The organism is Stakelama portus (assembly GCF_003171655.1).
Classification (GTDB): domain Bacteria; phylum Pseudomonadota; class Alphaproteobacteria; order Sphingomonadales; family Sphingomonadaceae; genus Sphingomonas; species Sphingomonas portus.
In genome coordinates, this window is record NZ_QFZL01000011.1 from 1 (window position 1) to 15,217 (window position 15,217).

Genomic DNA, 15,217 nt, shown 5'->3' on the forward strand with positions numbered 1-15,217 from the left:
CTTCTCCAAGCTGAAGCACTTCCGCCGCGTCGCCACCCGTTACGACAAGCTCGCAGCCAACTTCCTCGCCATGATCCAGCTCGCCTCAATGCGGCTGTGGCTGCGCGCTTATGAGTCTACGGCCTAGTCCGATCTTCCCGGCGTGCCCACTCACTCATAGCGCCGGTCTAGAGTTCCAGCGTAACCGTTTTTCCAATGGCGGGTATAGCGAACGTTGGTCATAGCGTTAGTTCGGCAATTATATGCCAGTTCTACGATTTAAAAAACCATTATTATTATGTTTATTCGAAAAGCTTATCGATCTCCTCATCAATATCGACCAATCTCTTTTGATTTCCTTTCCGTGCACTGAGTCTACTCATAATACTGGATATATCCGTCAATATATTTTTTGCGAACTCGTAGTCGCTATTAAAAGAGCGATCGTTCGTATCTTTAATGGCTTGGCGCAGTAGTTCGAGCGCAAGTCTTTCGGCTTCGGCACAATTGCGGATCAGGGCCTCAAGCTTCATCGCCATGGCCTCCATTTTTGCGATCGGTATTCCGACGCGAAATCTCCAGTCGAGTGAAATAATCTGCTTCAAGCCAAGAATCAATGACACTAGCCCGCCAGCCTACTGCCCGCTTCCCCAACTTAGTTGGTCTAGGAAAGCGACCCTTGGCGATCATTTCGTAAATCGTTGATCGAGATAGGCCAACGCGGAAAACAACCTGTTTTAGTCTAATTATCGGTTCATCGTGCATATTATCTGTTCCTTTATTTATTCGACGCAAGCACAATGCAAATCCGACGAAGTTATGTCAAATTTTCCGTTGTCCGGCTATTTAATACTACTTTAAAAATCAACAAACTTACTTAACCACTAATATACAAACTCCAATCCCTCATAATATTAGCTCTCTTCTCAAATAGATCGGAGCGGGCATAGGCAGCCTCTGCCTTGTCACTGATTAAATGAGCCAACGAAAACTCCATCACTTCGCGACTGTAGGATGTTCGCTCCCCCGCCCAATCACGAAAGGAAGACCGAAAACCATGCGGAACAGCGGAAATACTCAGCTCCTTCATCAGCTTAGAAAGCGTCATATCGGATAGCGGGCGACCTCCTAGAGCACCCGGGAACACCAATTCGCTGGACTCGGATTTGAGCGCGCGCGCTTCGCTGAGAATCTCAATGCATCGATCGGACAGCGGAATCCGATGCGCTCTCTTGGTTTTCATGCGATCGGCGGGGATGGTCCACAGCCGCTTTTCGAGATCAAATTCAGACCATACGGCAAGTCGTGTTTCACCGGATCGGGTCGCCGTGAGAACCAGAAACTCAAATGCCAGCTTAGTGCTTTTCCCCGCTTCGCTACCTCGCACCTTCGCGATGGCAGCTGCAACATCTTGATAAGGTAGAGCCCGACGATGCTTTACCTTCGACCGGTCATGTTTGGGCAGTGCCTTGGCAATCGCCTCGGCGGGATTATCAGCGCGCCAACCCTGAGCGATCGTCCATTTCAACACCGTGCCGATACGCTGCTTAACGCGGCGCGCGGTTTCAGGGTGCGTGGTCCAAATGGGCGATAGCGCTGCCATGAGGTCCGCGCTCGTCACTTCGTTCGAACGCTTGTTTCCGAAGACAGGAAACGCAAATGTCTCAAGCGTGCTGAGCCACTGCTTTCCATGTTTCTCGTTGCGCCATGTCGGCTTGGAAAGTTCGTGAACCTTCCTTGCCGCCTCTGCGAACGTCAGGATGGCCTCTGAGCGCCTTTTAGCCGCGAGGGGGTCTCCACCTGCCCGCGCAAGCTTTCGGTTCTCCAGAGCCAGTTCTCGGGCCTCTGCAAGGCTTGTCAGATTTGTCGGCCCCAGTCCGATGTCTCTCCGCTTACCGTGGACCACCAGCCGCTGAATCCATCGACGTGCGCCCGACGGGTCGACCTTAAGATACAGGCCATTACCGTCCCCATAGAGCCCCGGCTCTTTGACGGTGCGCACAGTCGCTGCCGAAAGGCGCTTTTCTTGGTGCTTCCCATGCGGTTTGATTCCAGACATGCGCCCCACATAGCGCCCAACATAATTTTTCGGAATAGGCCGGAGTTCGCTGGATGGCTCCGGAACAGATATTTGTTAATCCACTAATAAATAAAGGCTTTTGGAACTCTCCGGAAACCTTCGGAATAGCGGATGGCGGCCTCCCGCTCCGCCAGAACCTATCCCAGCACGAACATGCGCGGACGTCAGAATCCGCTTATTTATGCGATAAATTTCTCATTTCCCCAATTGCAGCGTTCGCGTTCGTTCGTGCCGATTCGTAGAAATTCGCTATCAATATTATGACGAATATTAGGGATAGGAAGGCGCTCGATGAGCCGGCTACGCAACAAGCTCAGCGTGAAGCAGTTGGCGAATCTCTCCGATGTTGGGGTGCATTCTGACGGCGGTGGCCTCTATTTGCGCGTGCGGCAGGCGGTCAGCGGCGTCACCCGATCCTGGGTTTCATTTCCAATGTCGGCGGCAAGCGTCGTGAATATGGCTTGGGGTCTGCGCTGGATGTGCCGCTTAGCAAAGCGCGTGCGCGTGCGGCTGAACTGCGTGAGTCATTTTCAGACGGACATGTGCCGACCGGACGACGCGCGGCTGCGAAAAAGCTCAACACGGACCCTGTGGTGTTTGGTGCATTCGCCGAAGAGTTTATCAACGGCATCGAGGATGGCTTCCGCAACGCGAAGCATCGCGCGCAGTGGCGTTCAAGCCTACGGACCTATGCTGCGCCAATTTGGACGATGCGTATCGCTGACATCGACACAGACGATGTCAGCGACATCCTGAAACCAATCTGGCTGGAGAAAGCGGAGACGGCTCGACGGGTACGTGTCGCCCGCAACGATCAGGTGGAAATGGATGTCCCATTCCTCGGCCACAGGGTCATATTCGCCGTGCAGACGCGGTCAATCCGCATGCGCCATTGCTCGGTCGTGGTATCCCCGCTGGTTTCGGTTTCCAGCAATTCTTCCTTGAGGCACTCAAAGACGATCCCGGCGCCCGGCGCGATCTCGTAGGACACGTCGCCGGCAAGCACTCCGAGCAGGTTCTGCCGCATCGCCTCGTCGAAACGGATATTGAAGTTTTTCCGGGCCTTTCGGAGATGCCGCACCTCGAACAGCATCCAGACGTTGTAGAATTTCCAGGCGATGAGCAGCGGCTTGCCGAGTAGGTCGGCATAGGCGGTCAGGCGGCCGAGATACTCTGGAGTGAACGAGAGCGTCTGGCTTTGCTTCGATTTACCTCGATCAGGACCGGCCCTGATGACTGAAAGTCAGCGAGCAGGTCGGGCACCTGATAGGCCTCCCGAGACGCGGGTGGCGACTGGTGCTGGTCGAGCTTGTGGATCAGCCGGGTCTGGCCGAGCTAGGCGCAGACCGCCATGAATTCGTCCTCAGCGGGCAGCCCGCGGTCGATCTGGCGGACCTTGTCGGCGATCCGACGCGCATCGCTCTCCCAGCCAAGCCCGGCGAGCACGTCCTGAATCAGGCGGTCAGTATCGTCAGGTTCGGCCAACTTTCAGGGTCCTGTTTGTGCGAGCTTCGGTAATAGCCCCATCCTAGGCGGATTGCGTGGTTGGCGCACCCCGTGAGGCACAGAGCGTTATATTTTGCGCGCGCTCTATGCTCTCTGGGGCTACGTTCTTGCCAATCAATATAATGGCCGTTATATCCGGCGCTCGAAACATCGCGTCCGGAGCGACGAAATGCGCGCAAACTATAACTCAAAGACACTGGGTCCACGCGCCGCGCAGCTCGTCGTCGAACTCAACGAGCGCCGCAAGACCATCTTTTCGCTTGAGGACGTCACCGAGATCACCGGCCTGAGCCTTCCGTCGGCCCGCAGCCTCGTCGCCAACACCGAGGCGCGCGGGATCGTCACACGCCTCAAGCCCGGGCTCTATAATCTCGTTCCGTTCGAGCGCGGCCGTGACACTGAGCATGTCAGCGACCCTTATCTGATCGCGAAAAGCCTGGTCGGCGACACGCCCTACTTCATCTCGCATGGCAGTGCGCTTGAGCTGCACCGCATGGTCACGCAGCCCCAGCTTGCGATCACGGCATCGGTCGCCAAGCGGCTGCGCCCCCAGCGCCTGCACGGCTATGAATTCCAATTCATCCACGTCAAGCAAGCCAACTTCTTCGGGCTCATGAATCATTGGATCACGCACGAGGAGCAGGTCAGAGTCAGCGATCCCGAGCGAACCATCATCGATGGTCTGAACCATCCGCAATATGTCGGGGGCATCACCGAAGTCGCCAAGGGGCTTTGGATGAAGCGCGACACGCTGCACATCCCCCGCCTCGTCGAATACGCGGTGCGGCTTGATGTCGGCGCCGTCATCCGCCGCCTCGGCTACCTGCTCGAATTCTACGGCCTCGCCGAGTCCCCAGCGCTGGAGCCGCTGCGCGCCAAGCTGACCTCGACCTATCAACGCCTCGATCCGCTGTTCCCCGCCGAAGGCAGGATGCTCGCGCGCTGGCGGATCCGCATCAACCTCGAACCCGATGAGCTAGACGCGATCCGGAGCAGCTGATGATCCCGCAACGCGACATTTCCCGCATCGCGAACGCACTGTTTCAAGCCGGGGCGGGCGCCGCATCCCCGAAGCTGTCATCGAGCGCGACTATTGCCTGGCGTGGTTCCTGACCGCGCTGGCCCGGCATCCGTTGCGTGAGCGGCTCGCGTTCAAGGGCGGCACGGCGTTGCGCCGCTGCTGGTTCGAAAACTATCGATTCTCCGAGGATCTAGATTTCTCGTTGATCGAGCCGACCGAGCTCGATGCCATCCTCTCCGGGTTCGCCGAGATCTTCGCCGACATGCAGACCGCCTCGGGCATCGTTATGGCCTACGACCGGCCCGACCGGCACAGCCATCAAAACACCCACACCTTCTATCTCAATTACAAGGGACCGCTGCCGGCTGCGAGCGACGTCAAGGTCGATATCACGATCAACGAGGTGTTCTGCTTCGGTCTCGTCGACCGGCCGATCCTGCGCACCTTCGACGAATTTGCCGATCTGCCCGAGGGGCCGACGGTGCGCACATATAGCCTCGAGGAGATTTTCGTCGAATAGCTCGCGGCGCTGTCGGACAAGGCCCGCACCGAACACCGCGATCTCTACGACTTGTGGAACCTCCTCGACGAACACGACATCCGGCCGGGCGAACTGCTCGGCGAACTCACGGCGAAGCTGGAATTGCGCGGCCGCAAGCCCGAGGGGCTGGCCGATGCGATCGCGGCGAAGGAGGCCCGTCTCGCACGGTTGTGGAAGGATCGGCTGTCGCAACAGATTAGCGATCTGCCCGAATACGAGGGAGTCTTCCGGCAAGTGATGCGGGCGCTTCGCGAGGCGGCGCTACCCTAGCAGACGTTGCGACTCCATCTCGTGCATGTCTTCCGCAGACAAGCCTGCAGGAGCAAATTGAGCGCATGTGCACTCTTAGGAAAGGACAACGTTGATCGAACTGAGCCAGCAGCGGTTTGAAGCCTTGGCCGGTTACACGCGCCTACCACAGATCGTTTTGCTGATCCAGGAGGCCGCATGGTTCTCGACCGAGGACGAACGGCTGCTCGGGCTGATAACCTGGGATAGATATGACCGCGACTTCGGCTGGATCGTGTTGGGGCGCGATCAGCGACTTCGCTACCGCGCGATCGATCAGGATGTGTCGCTTCCGACGTTCGTGGCCGCCAGGGAGCGCCTGAGCGAAGCCATCGATCGCCACGCAGCGCTTCCCGACGAAGCCTATCATCAGGGTGACGAACACGGCGCCCGGTCGATTTCTTTGCGCCGCGCGTGCCTGTTGACCGCCTGAACCCGACCTTCCGCATTCTGACCGAAGAAGCCCGCTATTCGCCGGCGCGCGAGCTGATTGCAGCGATGATGCGGTTTCACGAAGATGCCGGCGGCAGTTTCATCCAGCAATTCCAGACCACGGCGTTCGATCCACGGATTTGGGAGCTCTATTTGTTCGCCGCTTTCACCGAGCTGGGTTACGCGGGGCAAGCCGATGTCGCCGTACCGGACTTCGTGCTGGCAGGACCGCGCGGCGAACTGGCGGTCGAGGCGACCACGTTCTCGGCGCGCTTCACGAATGGCATCGCCCATCGCAATTAGCAGCGCCTCGTCATCAATTTTTCCGGAAATTCTCGCCACGTGGCGAATGAAGGCCGTTGTTGTATAAACGGCTGCGGTATTTACGACCTATTAAGCAGCAAGTATCGACTTCAACCAAGGGAAGGGAGAACATCAATGCACGTCACACTTCGGCAGCCAGGTGCCGGGAAGACCGTGGGGCTCAAGGTCGGATTCAGCTGGTATTTTCTGCTGCTAACGCCCATTTACGGGCTGGCGCTGTTCCTGAAGGAGCTTTGGGGACATGGGCTGCTGGTGTTCCTGCTCGGGATCATCGCGGTGTCGGTTCAAGGCTCAGATCTTACGCCGTTCGCCGGGCTTCTGCTGATCGCAGCAGCTGTCCTCTATGCCCTACGAGGCAACCGCCTAGTGCGCCTACGCTCCAATTGCATGGAAAAGGGCGAGATCAGAGCACATTGACTCCCATGGGAACACCGCACTCGTCCCGGCTCAAAAATATGTTGCGCTGCAGGCATTTTTTAGGAGAGAGGGCATACAAGGGCTGTTCGGAGGATTCGCCTCTTGCATCCACATGATCAAGACGGGCTACGTCAGCTTGTTTTCGGTCGGATGTTGATTTGTAAAAGCCCGCGCGCCGGCTCGGCAATTAGTGCGCGGAAGCCGTGACGTGCAACCAAAAATTTGGCAACGCTGCGTTTGAAGGGGTCAATAATGCGCAAAGGTATCATTCTTGCCGGCGGATCCGGGACTCGGCTGTATCCGCTGACCAAGGGCGTGTCTAAGCAACTGATGCCCGTCTTCGACAAGCCAATGATCTATTATTCGCTGTCTACGCTCCTGCTCGCGGGAATCCGCGAGATCATGATCATCACTACTCCTCACGATCAGGCCGCGTTCCGCGCGCAGCTGGGTGACGGATCGGACTGGGGCATCCGGCTGGAATATGCCGTGCAGCCTGAACCGGGCGGCCTTGCCCAAGCCTATCACATCGGCGCGGACTTCGTCGGCGACGATCCCTCCACGCTCGTGCTGGGCGACAACATCTTCTACGGCCACGGCCTTGTCGACTTGTTGGCGAACGCCAGCGCGCGGACCGAGGGTGCGACCGTGTTCGGCTATTACGTCGATGATGCGCGCGCCTATGGCGTCGTCTCGTTCGATGCCGAGGGCCGGGCCCAAACGATTGAGGAAAAGCCCGCCGAGCCCAAGTCCAACTATGCCGTCACCGGGCTTTATTTCTATGACCGCGACGCAGTGGCGCTGGCGCGCGACCTCAAGCCGAGTCCGCGCGGCGAGCTCGAAATCACCGATCTAAACAGTCTCTATCTGGAGGCGGGGAAGCTCAACGTCGAACTGATGGGCCGCGGATACGCCTGGCTCGACACCGGAACGCACGGGTCGCTGATCGACGCCGCGCTCTATGTCCGCATCACCGAGGAGCGCCAAGGCCTCAAGATCTGCTGCCCCGAGGAAATCGTGTGGCGCCAGGGTTTCATCGACGACGCGCAGCTCGAGGAGCTGGCCGGGCCGCTTCGCAAGAGCGGCTACGGCAATTATCTGATGGGCCTTTTGGGCGGGAAGACGGCACGATGAATATCGTCGAGACCGGCATCGCTGACCTTCTGGTCCTCGAACCCAAGGTCTTTGGCGACGATCGCGGTTTCTTCGTCGAAAGCTGGAACCGGCGGGCGTTCGCCGAAATCGGGCTCGATCTGGATTTTGTGCAGGACAATCACAGCCGCTCGGCAGCGGGCGTGCTTCGCGGGCTCCACTTCCAGAACCCCAATCCGCAAGGCAAGCTGGTGCGCGTCGTTGCAGGCCGCGTGTGGGACGTGGCTGTCGATCTGCGGCGCTCGTCGACGACGTTCGGCAAATGGTACGGCCTCGAACTCTCGGCAAGCAACCGCAAGATGTTGTGGGTGCCCCCCGGCTTCGCGCACGGCTTCGTCGCGCTGGAGGACGGGACCGACTTTCTCTATAAATGCGTCGGCTATTACAATCCTTCGAACGAGCATTCGCTGCTGTGGAACGATCCGGCGGTCGGCATCGAATGGCCGCTCGAAGGGCTGGAACCGCAGCTTTCTGGCAAGGACAAGCTCGGCAGGCCGCTGAGCGACATCGAACCCTTCGCCTGAGGAGGCTGACGTGAAGTCATTGATCGTGGGTGGCAAGGGACAGCTGGGACGCGGTCTTGTCGCGACTGCGCCCGAGGGCACCGAAATCGTCAGCCACGATGTCGACACGCTCGACATCACCGACAGGGCGGCCGTGGAGGCGATGGTTGCGCAAGTTGCGCCCGATCTGCTGCTCAACGCCGCTGCCTATACGGCAGTCGACAAGGCCGAGAGCGACGAGGATGCGGCGCTTGCCGTCAACGGCACGGCCGTCGGGCTGCTGGCCAATGCGGCGCGCAGCGTCGGCGCGAAATTCGTCCATGTCTCGACCGACTTCGTGTTCGACGGAACCGCGGGCGCGCCCTATCGCCCTGACGCGACGCCCAACCCACTCAGCGCCTATGGCCGCACCAAGTTGGCGGGCGAGGCGCTTGCGGGCGCGGACGCGCTCATCGTGCGCACCGCCTGGGTCTATGGGCCGTCGGGCGGAAACTTTGTGCGGACGATGCTGCGGCTAATGGGCGAGCGCCCCGAAGTGCGTGTCGTTGCCGACCAGATCGGGACGCCGACCTACGCCCCCGGTCTCGCCGCAGCGCTGTGGACGATGGCCGGCAAGGGCGCGAGCGGCATCCACCATTATACCGATGCGGGCGCGGCAAGCTGGTACGACTTCGCCGTAGCGATCCAGGAAGAGGCGCTGGGGGCCGGGCTGCTCGGCACACAAGTGCCCGTGGTCCCGATCGCCACCGCTGACTTTCCGACACCCGCCCGCCGCCCGAGCTATTCGGTGCTCGACAAGGCGAGCAGCTTTCAAACCCTCGGCGGTCCCACGCCGCACTGGCGGCACAACCTGCGAGTGATGATTAAGGAAATCCGCGAAAATGGCTAATCTGATTGTCACCGGCGGCGCCGGCTTTATCGGCGCGAACTTCGTGCACCATTGGCGCAAGGTGTCGCCCCAGGACATGATCGTCGTGCTCGACGCACTGACCTATGCGGGCAATCCGGCCAACCTCGACGGGCAGGAAGGCGTGCTGCTAGTCGAAGGCGACATCTGCGATACGCCGCTCGTCAGCAAGCTGATCGCCGATCACGACATCGACACGATCGTCCACTTCGCGGCGGAGAGCCACGTCGACCGGTCGATTGCTGGCCCCGACGCGTTCGTCACCACCAACGTTGTCGGTACGCACAGCTTGCTAAAGGCCGCCAAGGCGGCCTGGCTAGACCAAGGAAGTGGGCGTCCGCACCGGTTCCACCATGTTTCGACCGACGAAGTGTATGGCTCGCTCGAAGCCGACGACCCCGCGTTCAGCGAGACCACGCCTTATGCGCCCAATTCGCCTTATTCGGCATCGAAGGCGGGGAGCGACCATCTCGTCCGCGCCTATCACCACACCTATGGGCTGGAAACGACGACGAGCAATTGCTCGAACAACTACGGCCCCTTCCAGTTTCCCGAAAAGCTGATCCCTCTGTTCACGATCAACGCGCTCAACGGGCGGAACCTGCCGATCTACGGCGACGGCATGAACGTGCGCGACTGGTTGCACGTCGAGGATCATTGCAAGGGCATCGAGCTGGTGCTGCGCAAGGGCCGCATCGGCGAGACCTATAATGTCGGCGGCGGACAGGAACTTCCGAACTTGACGGTCATCGAAGATATCTGCCGCGGAGTCGACAATGCTTTTGCCGCCGATCCCTCGCTTGCCGCGCGCTTTCCCGATGCGCCGCCTGCCAAGGGCAAGTCTACTCTCGAGCTCAAGACCTTCGTTACCGACCGCAAGGGCCATGACCGGCGCTATGCGCTCAACGTGTCCAAGATCCGCAGCGAGCTGGGCTTTGAGCCCGCGCGCGACTTCCCACTGGGATTTGCCGAAACGCTTTCATGGTTCCTCTCCAACGAGGATTGGTGGCGCCCGCTGCTCAAGCGAAACGCACTGTAAGTGCGTCGCGGCACAGCTCGGGCGCGGGCCTCGGGCGAACTTGTTCGTTGTCTTGCTTGTCATAGCCGATTACTTTCTGGAGTTGGGGTCTCCGACAAACCCGGCGCGGTTCATTGCCACGCTTGAAAACACGCTAGGGTCTAAAGATTCCCTGTTCCGAAGGAATTGGTATCATCGACGATAGTGGACTTGGGGCTGCCATTGCCGCTTGGAAAGAGCGATTATCCGAAGGATTGATACGGGGGTCGAACTAATGCCCGAAAACCTCACCACTAGTCAGCCCGGCGCTCGGCCCCACGTGATTATCATGGGGACCCGCGGCGTTCCCGCAGCTCACGGTGGGTTTGAAACATTCGCAGAACGCCTCGCGCTCTACCTCGTCGAGGCGGGCTGGCGAGTCACAGTCTATTGTCAGGGTTCGTCCAGTCACCGGCGCGAGGTCGATGACTGGCGAGGCGTGACGCGAATCCACATTCCCGTCAAGCGTTCGAGCGCGGCCGGTACGATCGAGTTTGATATCAAGGCGACCCTTGATGTCCTGAGTGTGCCCGGCACGATCCTGACGCTCGGCTACAACACTGGCTTTTTATGTATCCTACTCGCCGCACGCGGACGCACAAACCTTATCAATATGGACGGAATTGAGTGGAAGCGAAATAAATATGGGCGTGGTGCTAAAGCCTATTTGTGGCTGAACGAGCGACTTGCGGCTATGGCCGGGACTCACCTGATCGCCGATCATCCGGAGATCGCTGGTCATCATTGTCGATATGTCTCCGCGGCCAAGATTAGCACAATCGCTTATGGAGGGGATTCGCCTGCGGATCCCGATGCCGCCCTGTTAGCCGACTATGCGCTTCAACCATGGCGCTTCATGACCGTGATCGCCCGACCCGAGCCGGAAAACTCGATCTTGGAGATCGTTCAGGGCTTCTGTAGTCGCTCGCGCGATATTAAACTTGTCGTGCTCGGCAATTACCAGCGCGATCACGATTACCAGGCGCGGGTTCTCGATGCAGCGGGACCCGGGGTGATTTTTCCGGGTGCTATTTATGATAAGGCCGTACTGGGGGCGCTGCGCGCCTATTCAATCGCGTATGTTCATGGCCACCAGGTTGGCGGCACAAACCCGTCGCTCGTAGAGGCGCTCGCCGCTGGAAATGCGGTGATTGCCCATGACAATCCGTTCAACCGCTGGGTGGCGGGGGAGGCAGGAATTTTTTTCCGCGACCGCCGCTCGGTCGATGAAGCGATCACGACACTGACCAGCAATGCTCAGCGAGCCGAAGCGATGAGAGCCGCGGCGCAGAAGCGTTTCGTAGAGGCGTTTACGTGGGAAAGCATCAACGGCCAGTACGAGGTGCTCCTGCGCAGGTTCACATCGGATGGTACAGCATTGGACGAATGCCGCGATGTGCTCTGACATCTGAGAACCGGATCGCATTAGATCAGAATTTTCGGCCTCAGACTTGCTCGGCTAGGCAACGAGGCGTGACATGAAGGAATCGAAATTTACGGACACGCAGCAGGCCTTAGTCATCAAGCATGGCGACACAGGAACACCGGTTGCCGAGGTCTGCCGCAAGACACTTATCAACCAAAGGCGTCATGTGGGGAATGCCGAATGAAAATCGCTGTCTTCGGTCTGGGTACGTAGGTCTTGCTAACGCGGTCCTGCTGACGCGGCACAATGAAGTCGCCGCGGTAGACATCATGGCCAAGCGGGTCGACATGCTCGATACGCGCAAGTCGCCGATCGTCGATCCCGAGCTTGAAACGTTCCTCGCCCCCAGGCCGCTAAACCTTACCGCAACGCTCGATGCTGCGCAGGCGATAGCGGGGACCGAATACGTCATAGTCGCCACGCCGACGAACTGTAGCCATCCGGTGAAGGCCGCAGCGTAGTTTGGATCAGGCGGCGATGGCGATGCGCTGGGTCTGCCATTTCCAGGGCAGTAGTTCGTCGAGCCGACTGATGGGATGATCGGCGATGCGTGCGAGCACGTCAGCGAGCCAGGCTTGCGGATCGACATTGTTGAGCTTCGCGGTCTGGATCAGGGTGTAGATGACGGCGGCGCGCTGGCCGCCGCGGTCGGAGCCGCAGAACAGCCATGCCTTCCGACCGAGCGGCACGCAGCGCAGAGCGCGCTCTGCGGCGTAGTTCGTCAGGCAGATGCGGCCATCGTCGAGGGACCGGGCGAACGCATCCCAGCGCCGCAGCATGTAGTTGATCGCCTTCACCAGGTCATGGTTGCGCGACAGCTTGGCGGCCTGCGCGGTGAGCCAGGAATAAAGTTCGGCGACAAGCGGCGCGCTCAGTTCCTGTCGCACGGCGATGCGTTTGGCGGTTGACGTACCGTTGATGGCGCGCTCGATGTCGAACAGGGCATCGAGCCTCGATAAGCCGGTAGAGCGGCATCAGCGCGAAGGCGGCGGCGCCGAGGTGCTGATATACGAGCCGGCGATGGAGGCCGATCAGTTCTTCGGTTCGCGGGTGCAAAATGATCTCGCCACATTCAAAGAATCGTGTGACATAATCATCGCCAATCGCATGAACGGCGAGTCGGACGACGTCCGCAAAAATATCTTCACCCGCGATCTCTTCGGGTCGGTTTAAGGAGCATCATGAGAACAGCACTTGTCACCGGCTCAGCCGGCTTCATCGGCTCGTTCGTTTGCGAGCGGCTGCTTCGCGACGGGTTTCGAGTTATCGGGCTGGACGCTATGACCGATTACTACGATGTGTCGCTCAAACAGCAGCGAATCGATCGGCTGCTCCAGTCCGAGCATTTCCGATCGATAGAGGGCTACGCGGAAACGCCGGGCCTTGTGTCCGACTTATTCGCGATCGAAAAGCCGGATGTCGTCGTGCATCTTGCTGCCCAGGCCGGGGTGCGCTACTCGATCGAGAACCCGCGCTCATATCTAAACAGCAACATAGTCGGCACTTTCGAGGTACTCGAGGCGGCGCGCGCTTATCCGCCTCAGCACCTGCTATTAGCCTCGACTTCTTCGACATACGGCGCCAACACCGAAATGCCCTACCGCGAGACCGATAAAGCCGACCACCAGATGTCGTTCTATGCTGCGACCAAGAAGGCGACAGAGAACATGTCGCACAGCTATGCCCACCTATTCGGCCTGCCGGTGACGATTTTCCGTTTCTTTACCGTCTATGGGCCATGGGGCCGGCCGGACATGGCGCTTTTTAAGTTTGCCAAGGCGATACTCGATGGCCGCCCTATAGACGTGTACAATCACGGGGACATGATGCGCGACTTCACTTATATTGACGATTTGGTAGAGGCTATCCGCTTGCTGATCGACGTGCCCCCGGTGCGACCCGGCGAAGGGGCGAAGGTACCAGAAGGCGACAGCCTCTCCCCGGTCGCCTCATGGCGAGTAGTGAATATCGGCAATTCCAACGCGGTCCAGCTCACTGACTTCATCGACGCAGTCGAGGAAGCCACCGGTCACAAGGCGCAGCGCAACCTAATGCCAATGCAAGCCGGCGACGTCCCCGCCACATGGGCGGACGCAGAACTGCTGAAGACGCTGACAGGCTATGCACCCAGAACGCGCGTAAACGATGGCGTGAAGCAGTTCGTAAAATGGTACCGGGAATACTTCGGGTATTGATTTGTGAAGTGATGGGGTGGACGACCTCTGCACCAGCGTAGCTGTGCAATGATGTGGTCGTTGAGCCACGTCTAGGAGTCGATCCATGCAGCAAAAAGTTGTGATCGTCGGAGGTGATCTGGCGACAAACGTATTTTAGGTCCACGCTACCGATGCTGATTGCACAGTGCTGGTCCGCCGACAGCTTCGGCGCGCTGAGGTTTTGAAGTTCTTTGCCGCGTTGCCGTTGTGCCTGGTCGGGATGGAAGCATGTGCATCGGCCCATCATTGGGGCCGCGAGCTGCTCGCCCTTGGCCATGAGGTGCGGTTGATGCCGCCAGCCTATGTGAAGCCGTACGTAAAGCGCGGCAAGACCGATGCCGCGGACGCAAAAGCGATATGCGAAGCGGTCACGCGACCAAAATGCGGTTCGTTGCGGTGAAGAGCGTCGACCAGCAGGCGGTGCTGATGCTCCACAAGACCCGCGATCTGCTGATCCGCCAACGTACCGCGCAGGTCAACGCGTTGCGGGCTCACCTGTCGGAGTACGGTATCGTCACCAGCAAGGGGGCTGGAGGTGTAACCGCGCTGATGAAGTTGCTCCAAGAAGGGCAGGACATCATGCTTCCAGTACATGCGCGATCGGCACTTCACGGCATCGGCGCGCAGCTTCGATCGCTGGCAAGCGAGGTCGATCGACTGGAGGCGCAGATACTTGCTTGGCACCGAGCCGATGACACGAGCCGCCGGCTCACCACGATCCCCGGCATCGGTCCCATCACGGCATCAGCGATCGCCGCAGCAGTCCCTGACGCATCGCTGTTCGGATCCGGTCGTCAGTTCGCCGCGTGGCTGGGCCTTACACCGCGTACCAATAGCTCGGGTGGCAAGGAGCGGCTCGGCGGGATCAGCAAGTAGGGTGACGGGTATCTCCGGAAGCTGCTGGTCGTCGGCGCCACCGCTTTGATGCGCATGGCGCGCAAGGACCGGAAGCCGCCAGCCGAGGCTGGCGCAGCTGCTCGAGCGCAAGCCCGTAAAGATCGCGACCGTAGGGCTCGCCAACAAGACAGCGCGCATCGTCTGGGCGGTGATGTCGCGCAAGGAGATCTGCGCGGCAGCTGTCGCGTGACCGCCGTCCTCGTCGTTGACTGAGGCCGTCCACACATGATGTCCACGGGGCCGGGAACAGCTTACTTCAATGCACTGAAAATTTTGTCTATTGGCAAGCTGACTTGATTCGTTTTTAGGTCGTGAACCTATAAACCGAGATGGAAGCCATTCCAGCGTCCCGAAGGGATTTGACCAAAATGGCCCAGCGCTGCGTCGGCAGACCTTGAAATATCGCCATATTCCTGCGCCCTACCTCCTTGCGCTGAGCCATTTTGCCTCAAACCTCGACGGCGACGTTTA

At 59.3% G+C, this 15,217-nt stretch carries 17 protein-coding genes and 5 pseudogenes; 17 read left to right on the plus strand and 5 right to left on the minus strand.

The window, feature by feature from the left end; genetic code table 11:
- Positions 1-127: pseudogene (locus DKB74_RS18275) on the plus strand (IS5/IS1182 family transposase); the annotation flags it as partial.
- Positions 128-281: 154 nt separating this feature from the next.
- Here the strand turns inward: DKB74_RS18275 and DKB74_RS18280 are convergent.
- The 3 genes from DKB74_RS18280 to DKB74_RS18290 form a co-directional block, all read right to left on the minus strand.
- A complete protein-coding gene (locus DKB74_RS18280) occupies positions 282-602 on the minus strand; it encodes a hypothetical protein (protein ID WP_162604167.1) in 321 nt (106 codons plus the stop codon).
- Positions 502-744: an AlpA family phage regulatory protein gene (locus DKB74_RS19105; protein WP_109809642.1), complete on the minus strand. Its 243-nt coding sequence runs from the start codon at positions 742-744 to the stop codon at positions 502-504. The genes DKB74_RS18280 and DKB74_RS19105 overlap by 101 nt, the downstream gene beginning before the upstream one ends.
- Before the next feature lie 112 nt (positions 745-856).
- Entirely contained in the window at positions 857-2,038 is a 1,182-nt protein-coding gene (locus DKB74_RS18290; protein ID WP_109809643.1) for a tyrosine-type recombinase/integrase, read from the minus strand.
- Positions 2,039-2,520: 482 nt separating this feature from the next.
- On the opposite strand from DKB74_RS18290, the gene DKB74_RS18655 reads away from it, so the two are divergent.
- The gene (locus DKB74_RS18655; protein WP_145961046.1) at positions 2,521-3,045 is read left to right on the plus strand and encodes a phage integrase central domain-containing protein; all 525 of its coding nucleotides are present in this window, start codon (positions 2,521-2,523) and stop codon (positions 3,043-3,045) included.
- Between the two features lie 349 nt (positions 3,046-3,394).
- On the opposite strand, the gene DKB74_RS18740 is transcribed toward DKB74_RS18655, so the two are convergent.
- Complete coding sequence (locus DKB74_RS18740; protein ID WP_154670838.1) at positions 3,395-3,544, minus strand: hypothetical protein; 150 nt, start codon at positions 3,542-3,544, stop codon at positions 3,395-3,397.
- 94 nt (positions 3,545-3,638) lie between these two features.
- Here DKB74_RS18740 and DKB74_RS18300 point away from each other — a divergent pair, with 94 nt between their 5' ends.
- From DKB74_RS18300 to DKB74_RS18350, 12 genes and pseudogenes are all read left to right on the plus strand, one after another.
- A complete protein-coding gene (locus DKB74_RS18300) occupies positions 3,639-4,565 on the plus strand; it encodes a type IV toxin-antitoxin system AbiEi family antitoxin domain-containing protein (protein WP_239987605.1) in 927 nt (308 codons plus the stop codon).
- 133 nt (positions 4,566-4,698) lie between these two features.
- A pseudogene (locus tag DKB74_RS18305) lies at positions 4,699-5,397 on the plus strand (nucleotidyl transferase AbiEii/AbiGii toxin family protein).
- Positions 5,398-5,488: 91 nt separating this feature from the next.
- Positions 5,489-5,848 (plus strand): hypothetical protein, encoded by a 360-nt coding sequence (locus tag DKB74_RS18310; RefSeq protein WP_109809645.1) that lies wholly within the window; start codon positions 5,489-5,491, stop codon positions 5,846-5,848.
- Positions 5,830-6,150 (plus strand): hypothetical protein, encoded by a 321-nt coding sequence (locus DKB74_RS18315; protein ID WP_109809646.1) that lies wholly within the window; start codon positions 5,830-5,832, stop codon positions 6,148-6,150. Before DKB74_RS18310 ends, DKB74_RS18315 begins: the two co-directional genes overlap by 19 nt.
- Positions 6,151-6,285: 135 nt before the next feature.
- A complete protein-coding gene (locus DKB74_RS18320; protein WP_109809647.1) occupies positions 6,286-6,588 on the plus strand; it encodes a hypothetical protein in 303 nt (100 codons plus the stop codon).
- A 252-nt stretch (positions 6,589-6,840) separates the two neighbouring features.
- A complete protein-coding gene (gene rfbA, locus DKB74_RS18325) occupies positions 6,841-7,722 on the plus strand; it encodes a glucose-1-phosphate thymidylyltransferase RfbA (protein WP_109809648.1) in 882 nt (293 codons plus the stop codon).
- Positions 7,719-8,264 carry a dTDP-4-dehydrorhamnose 3,5-epimerase gene (gene rfbC / locus DKB74_RS18330; RefSeq protein ID WP_109809649.1) on the plus strand — a complete coding sequence of 182 codons (546 nt, stop codon included), beginning with the start codon at positions 7,719-7,721 and terminating at the stop codon, positions 8,262-8,264. The genes rfbA and rfbC overlap by 4 nt, the downstream gene beginning before the upstream one ends.
- Positions 8,265-8,274: 10 nt before the next feature.
- Positions 8,275-9,132 (plus strand): dTDP-4-dehydrorhamnose reductase, encoded by an 858-nt coding sequence (gene rfbD / locus DKB74_RS18335; protein WP_109809650.1) that lies wholly within the window; start codon positions 8,275-8,277, stop codon positions 9,130-9,132.
- Positions 9,125-10,189: a dTDP-glucose 4,6-dehydratase gene (rfbB, locus tag DKB74_RS18340; RefSeq protein ID WP_109809651.1), complete on the plus strand. Its 1,065-nt coding sequence runs from the start codon at positions 9,125-9,127 to the stop codon at positions 10,187-10,189. Before rfbD ends, rfbB begins: the two co-directional genes overlap by 8 nt.
- A 253-nt stretch (positions 10,190-10,442) precedes the next feature.
- Positions 10,443-11,612 carry a DUF1972 domain-containing protein gene (locus DKB74_RS18345; RefSeq protein WP_109809652.1) on the plus strand — a complete coding sequence of 390 codons (1,170 nt, stop codon included), beginning with the start codon at positions 10,443-10,445 and terminating at the stop codon, positions 11,610-11,612.
- Positions 11,613-11,685: 73 nt separating this feature from the next.
- A complete protein-coding gene (locus tag DKB74_RS19085; RefSeq protein WP_275658178.1) occupies positions 11,686-11,817 on the plus strand; it encodes a hypothetical protein in 132 nt (43 codons plus the stop codon).
- A pseudogene (locus DKB74_RS18350) lies at positions 11,814-12,064 on the plus strand (UDP-glucose 6-dehydrogenase); the annotation flags it as partial. The gene DKB74_RS19085 and the pseudogene DKB74_RS18350, both read left to right, overlap by 4 nt.
- 36 nt (positions 12,065-12,100) lie before the next feature.
- Here DKB74_RS18350 and DKB74_RS18355 read toward each other — a convergent pair.
- A pseudogene (locus DKB74_RS18355) lies at positions 12,101-12,592 on the minus strand (IS66 family transposase); the annotation flags it as partial.
- Between DKB74_RS18355 and DKB74_RS18360 the strand changes: the two are divergent.
- From DKB74_RS18360 to DKB74_RS19065, 3 genes and pseudogenes are all read left to right on the plus strand, one after another.
- Complete coding sequence (locus DKB74_RS18360; RefSeq protein ID WP_145961047.1) at positions 12,531-12,806, plus strand: UDP-glucose 6-dehydrogenase family protein; 276 nt, start codon at positions 12,531-12,533, stop codon at positions 12,804-12,806. The pseudogene DKB74_RS18355 and the gene DKB74_RS18360 sit on opposite strands and share 62 nt — an antisense overlap.
- An 8-nt stretch (positions 12,807-12,814) precedes the next feature.
- Positions 12,815-13,828, plus strand: coding sequence for an NAD-dependent epimerase/dehydratase family protein (locus DKB74_RS18365; RefSeq protein ID WP_109809654.1), 1,014 nt, complete (start codon positions 12,815-12,817; stop codon positions 13,826-13,828).
- 369 nt (positions 13,829-14,197) lie between these two features.
- Positions 14,198-14,936: pseudogene (locus DKB74_RS19065) on the plus strand (IS110 family RNA-guided transposase); the annotation flags it as partial.
- Between the last annotated feature and the right edge of the window lie 281 nt (positions 14,937-15,217).

Excerpts from the sequence above, each read along its gene's own strand:
- DKB74_RS19105 (WP_109809642.1), bottom strand. The coding sequence starts at position 744 with ATGCACGATGAACCGATAATTAGACTAAAACAGGTTGTTTTCCGCGTT.
- DKB74_RS18290 (WP_109809643.1), bottom strand. The coding sequence starts at position 2,038 with ATGTCTGGAATCAAACCGCATGGGAAGCACCAAGAAAAGCGCCTTTCG.
- DKB74_RS18320 (WP_109809647.1), top strand. The coding sequence starts at position 6,286 with ATGCACGTCACACTTCGGCAGCCAGGTGCCGGGAAGACCGTGGGGCTC.
- rfbA (WP_109809648.1), top strand. The coding sequence starts at position 6,841 with ATGCGCAAAGGTATCATTCTTGCCGGCGGATCCGGGACTCGGCTGTAT.
- rfbC (WP_109809649.1), top strand. The coding sequence starts at position 7,719 with ATGAATATCGTCGAGACCGGCATCGCTGACCTTCTGGTCCTCGAACCC.
- rfbB (WP_109809651.1), top strand. The coding sequence starts at position 9,125 with ATGGCTAATCTGATTGTCACCGGCGGCGCCGGCTTTATCGGCGCGAAC.
- DKB74_RS18345 (WP_109809652.1), top strand. The coding sequence starts at position 10,443 with ATGCCCGAAAACCTCACCACTAGTCAGCCCGGCGCTCGGCCCCACGTG.
- DKB74_RS19085 (WP_275658178.1), top strand. The coding sequence starts at position 11,686 with ATGAAGGAATCGAAATTTACGGACACGCAGCAGGCCTTAGTCATCAAG.
- DKB74_RS18365 (WP_109809654.1), top strand. The coding sequence starts at position 12,815 with ATGAGAACAGCACTTGTCACCGGCTCAGCCGGCTTCATCGGCTCGTTC.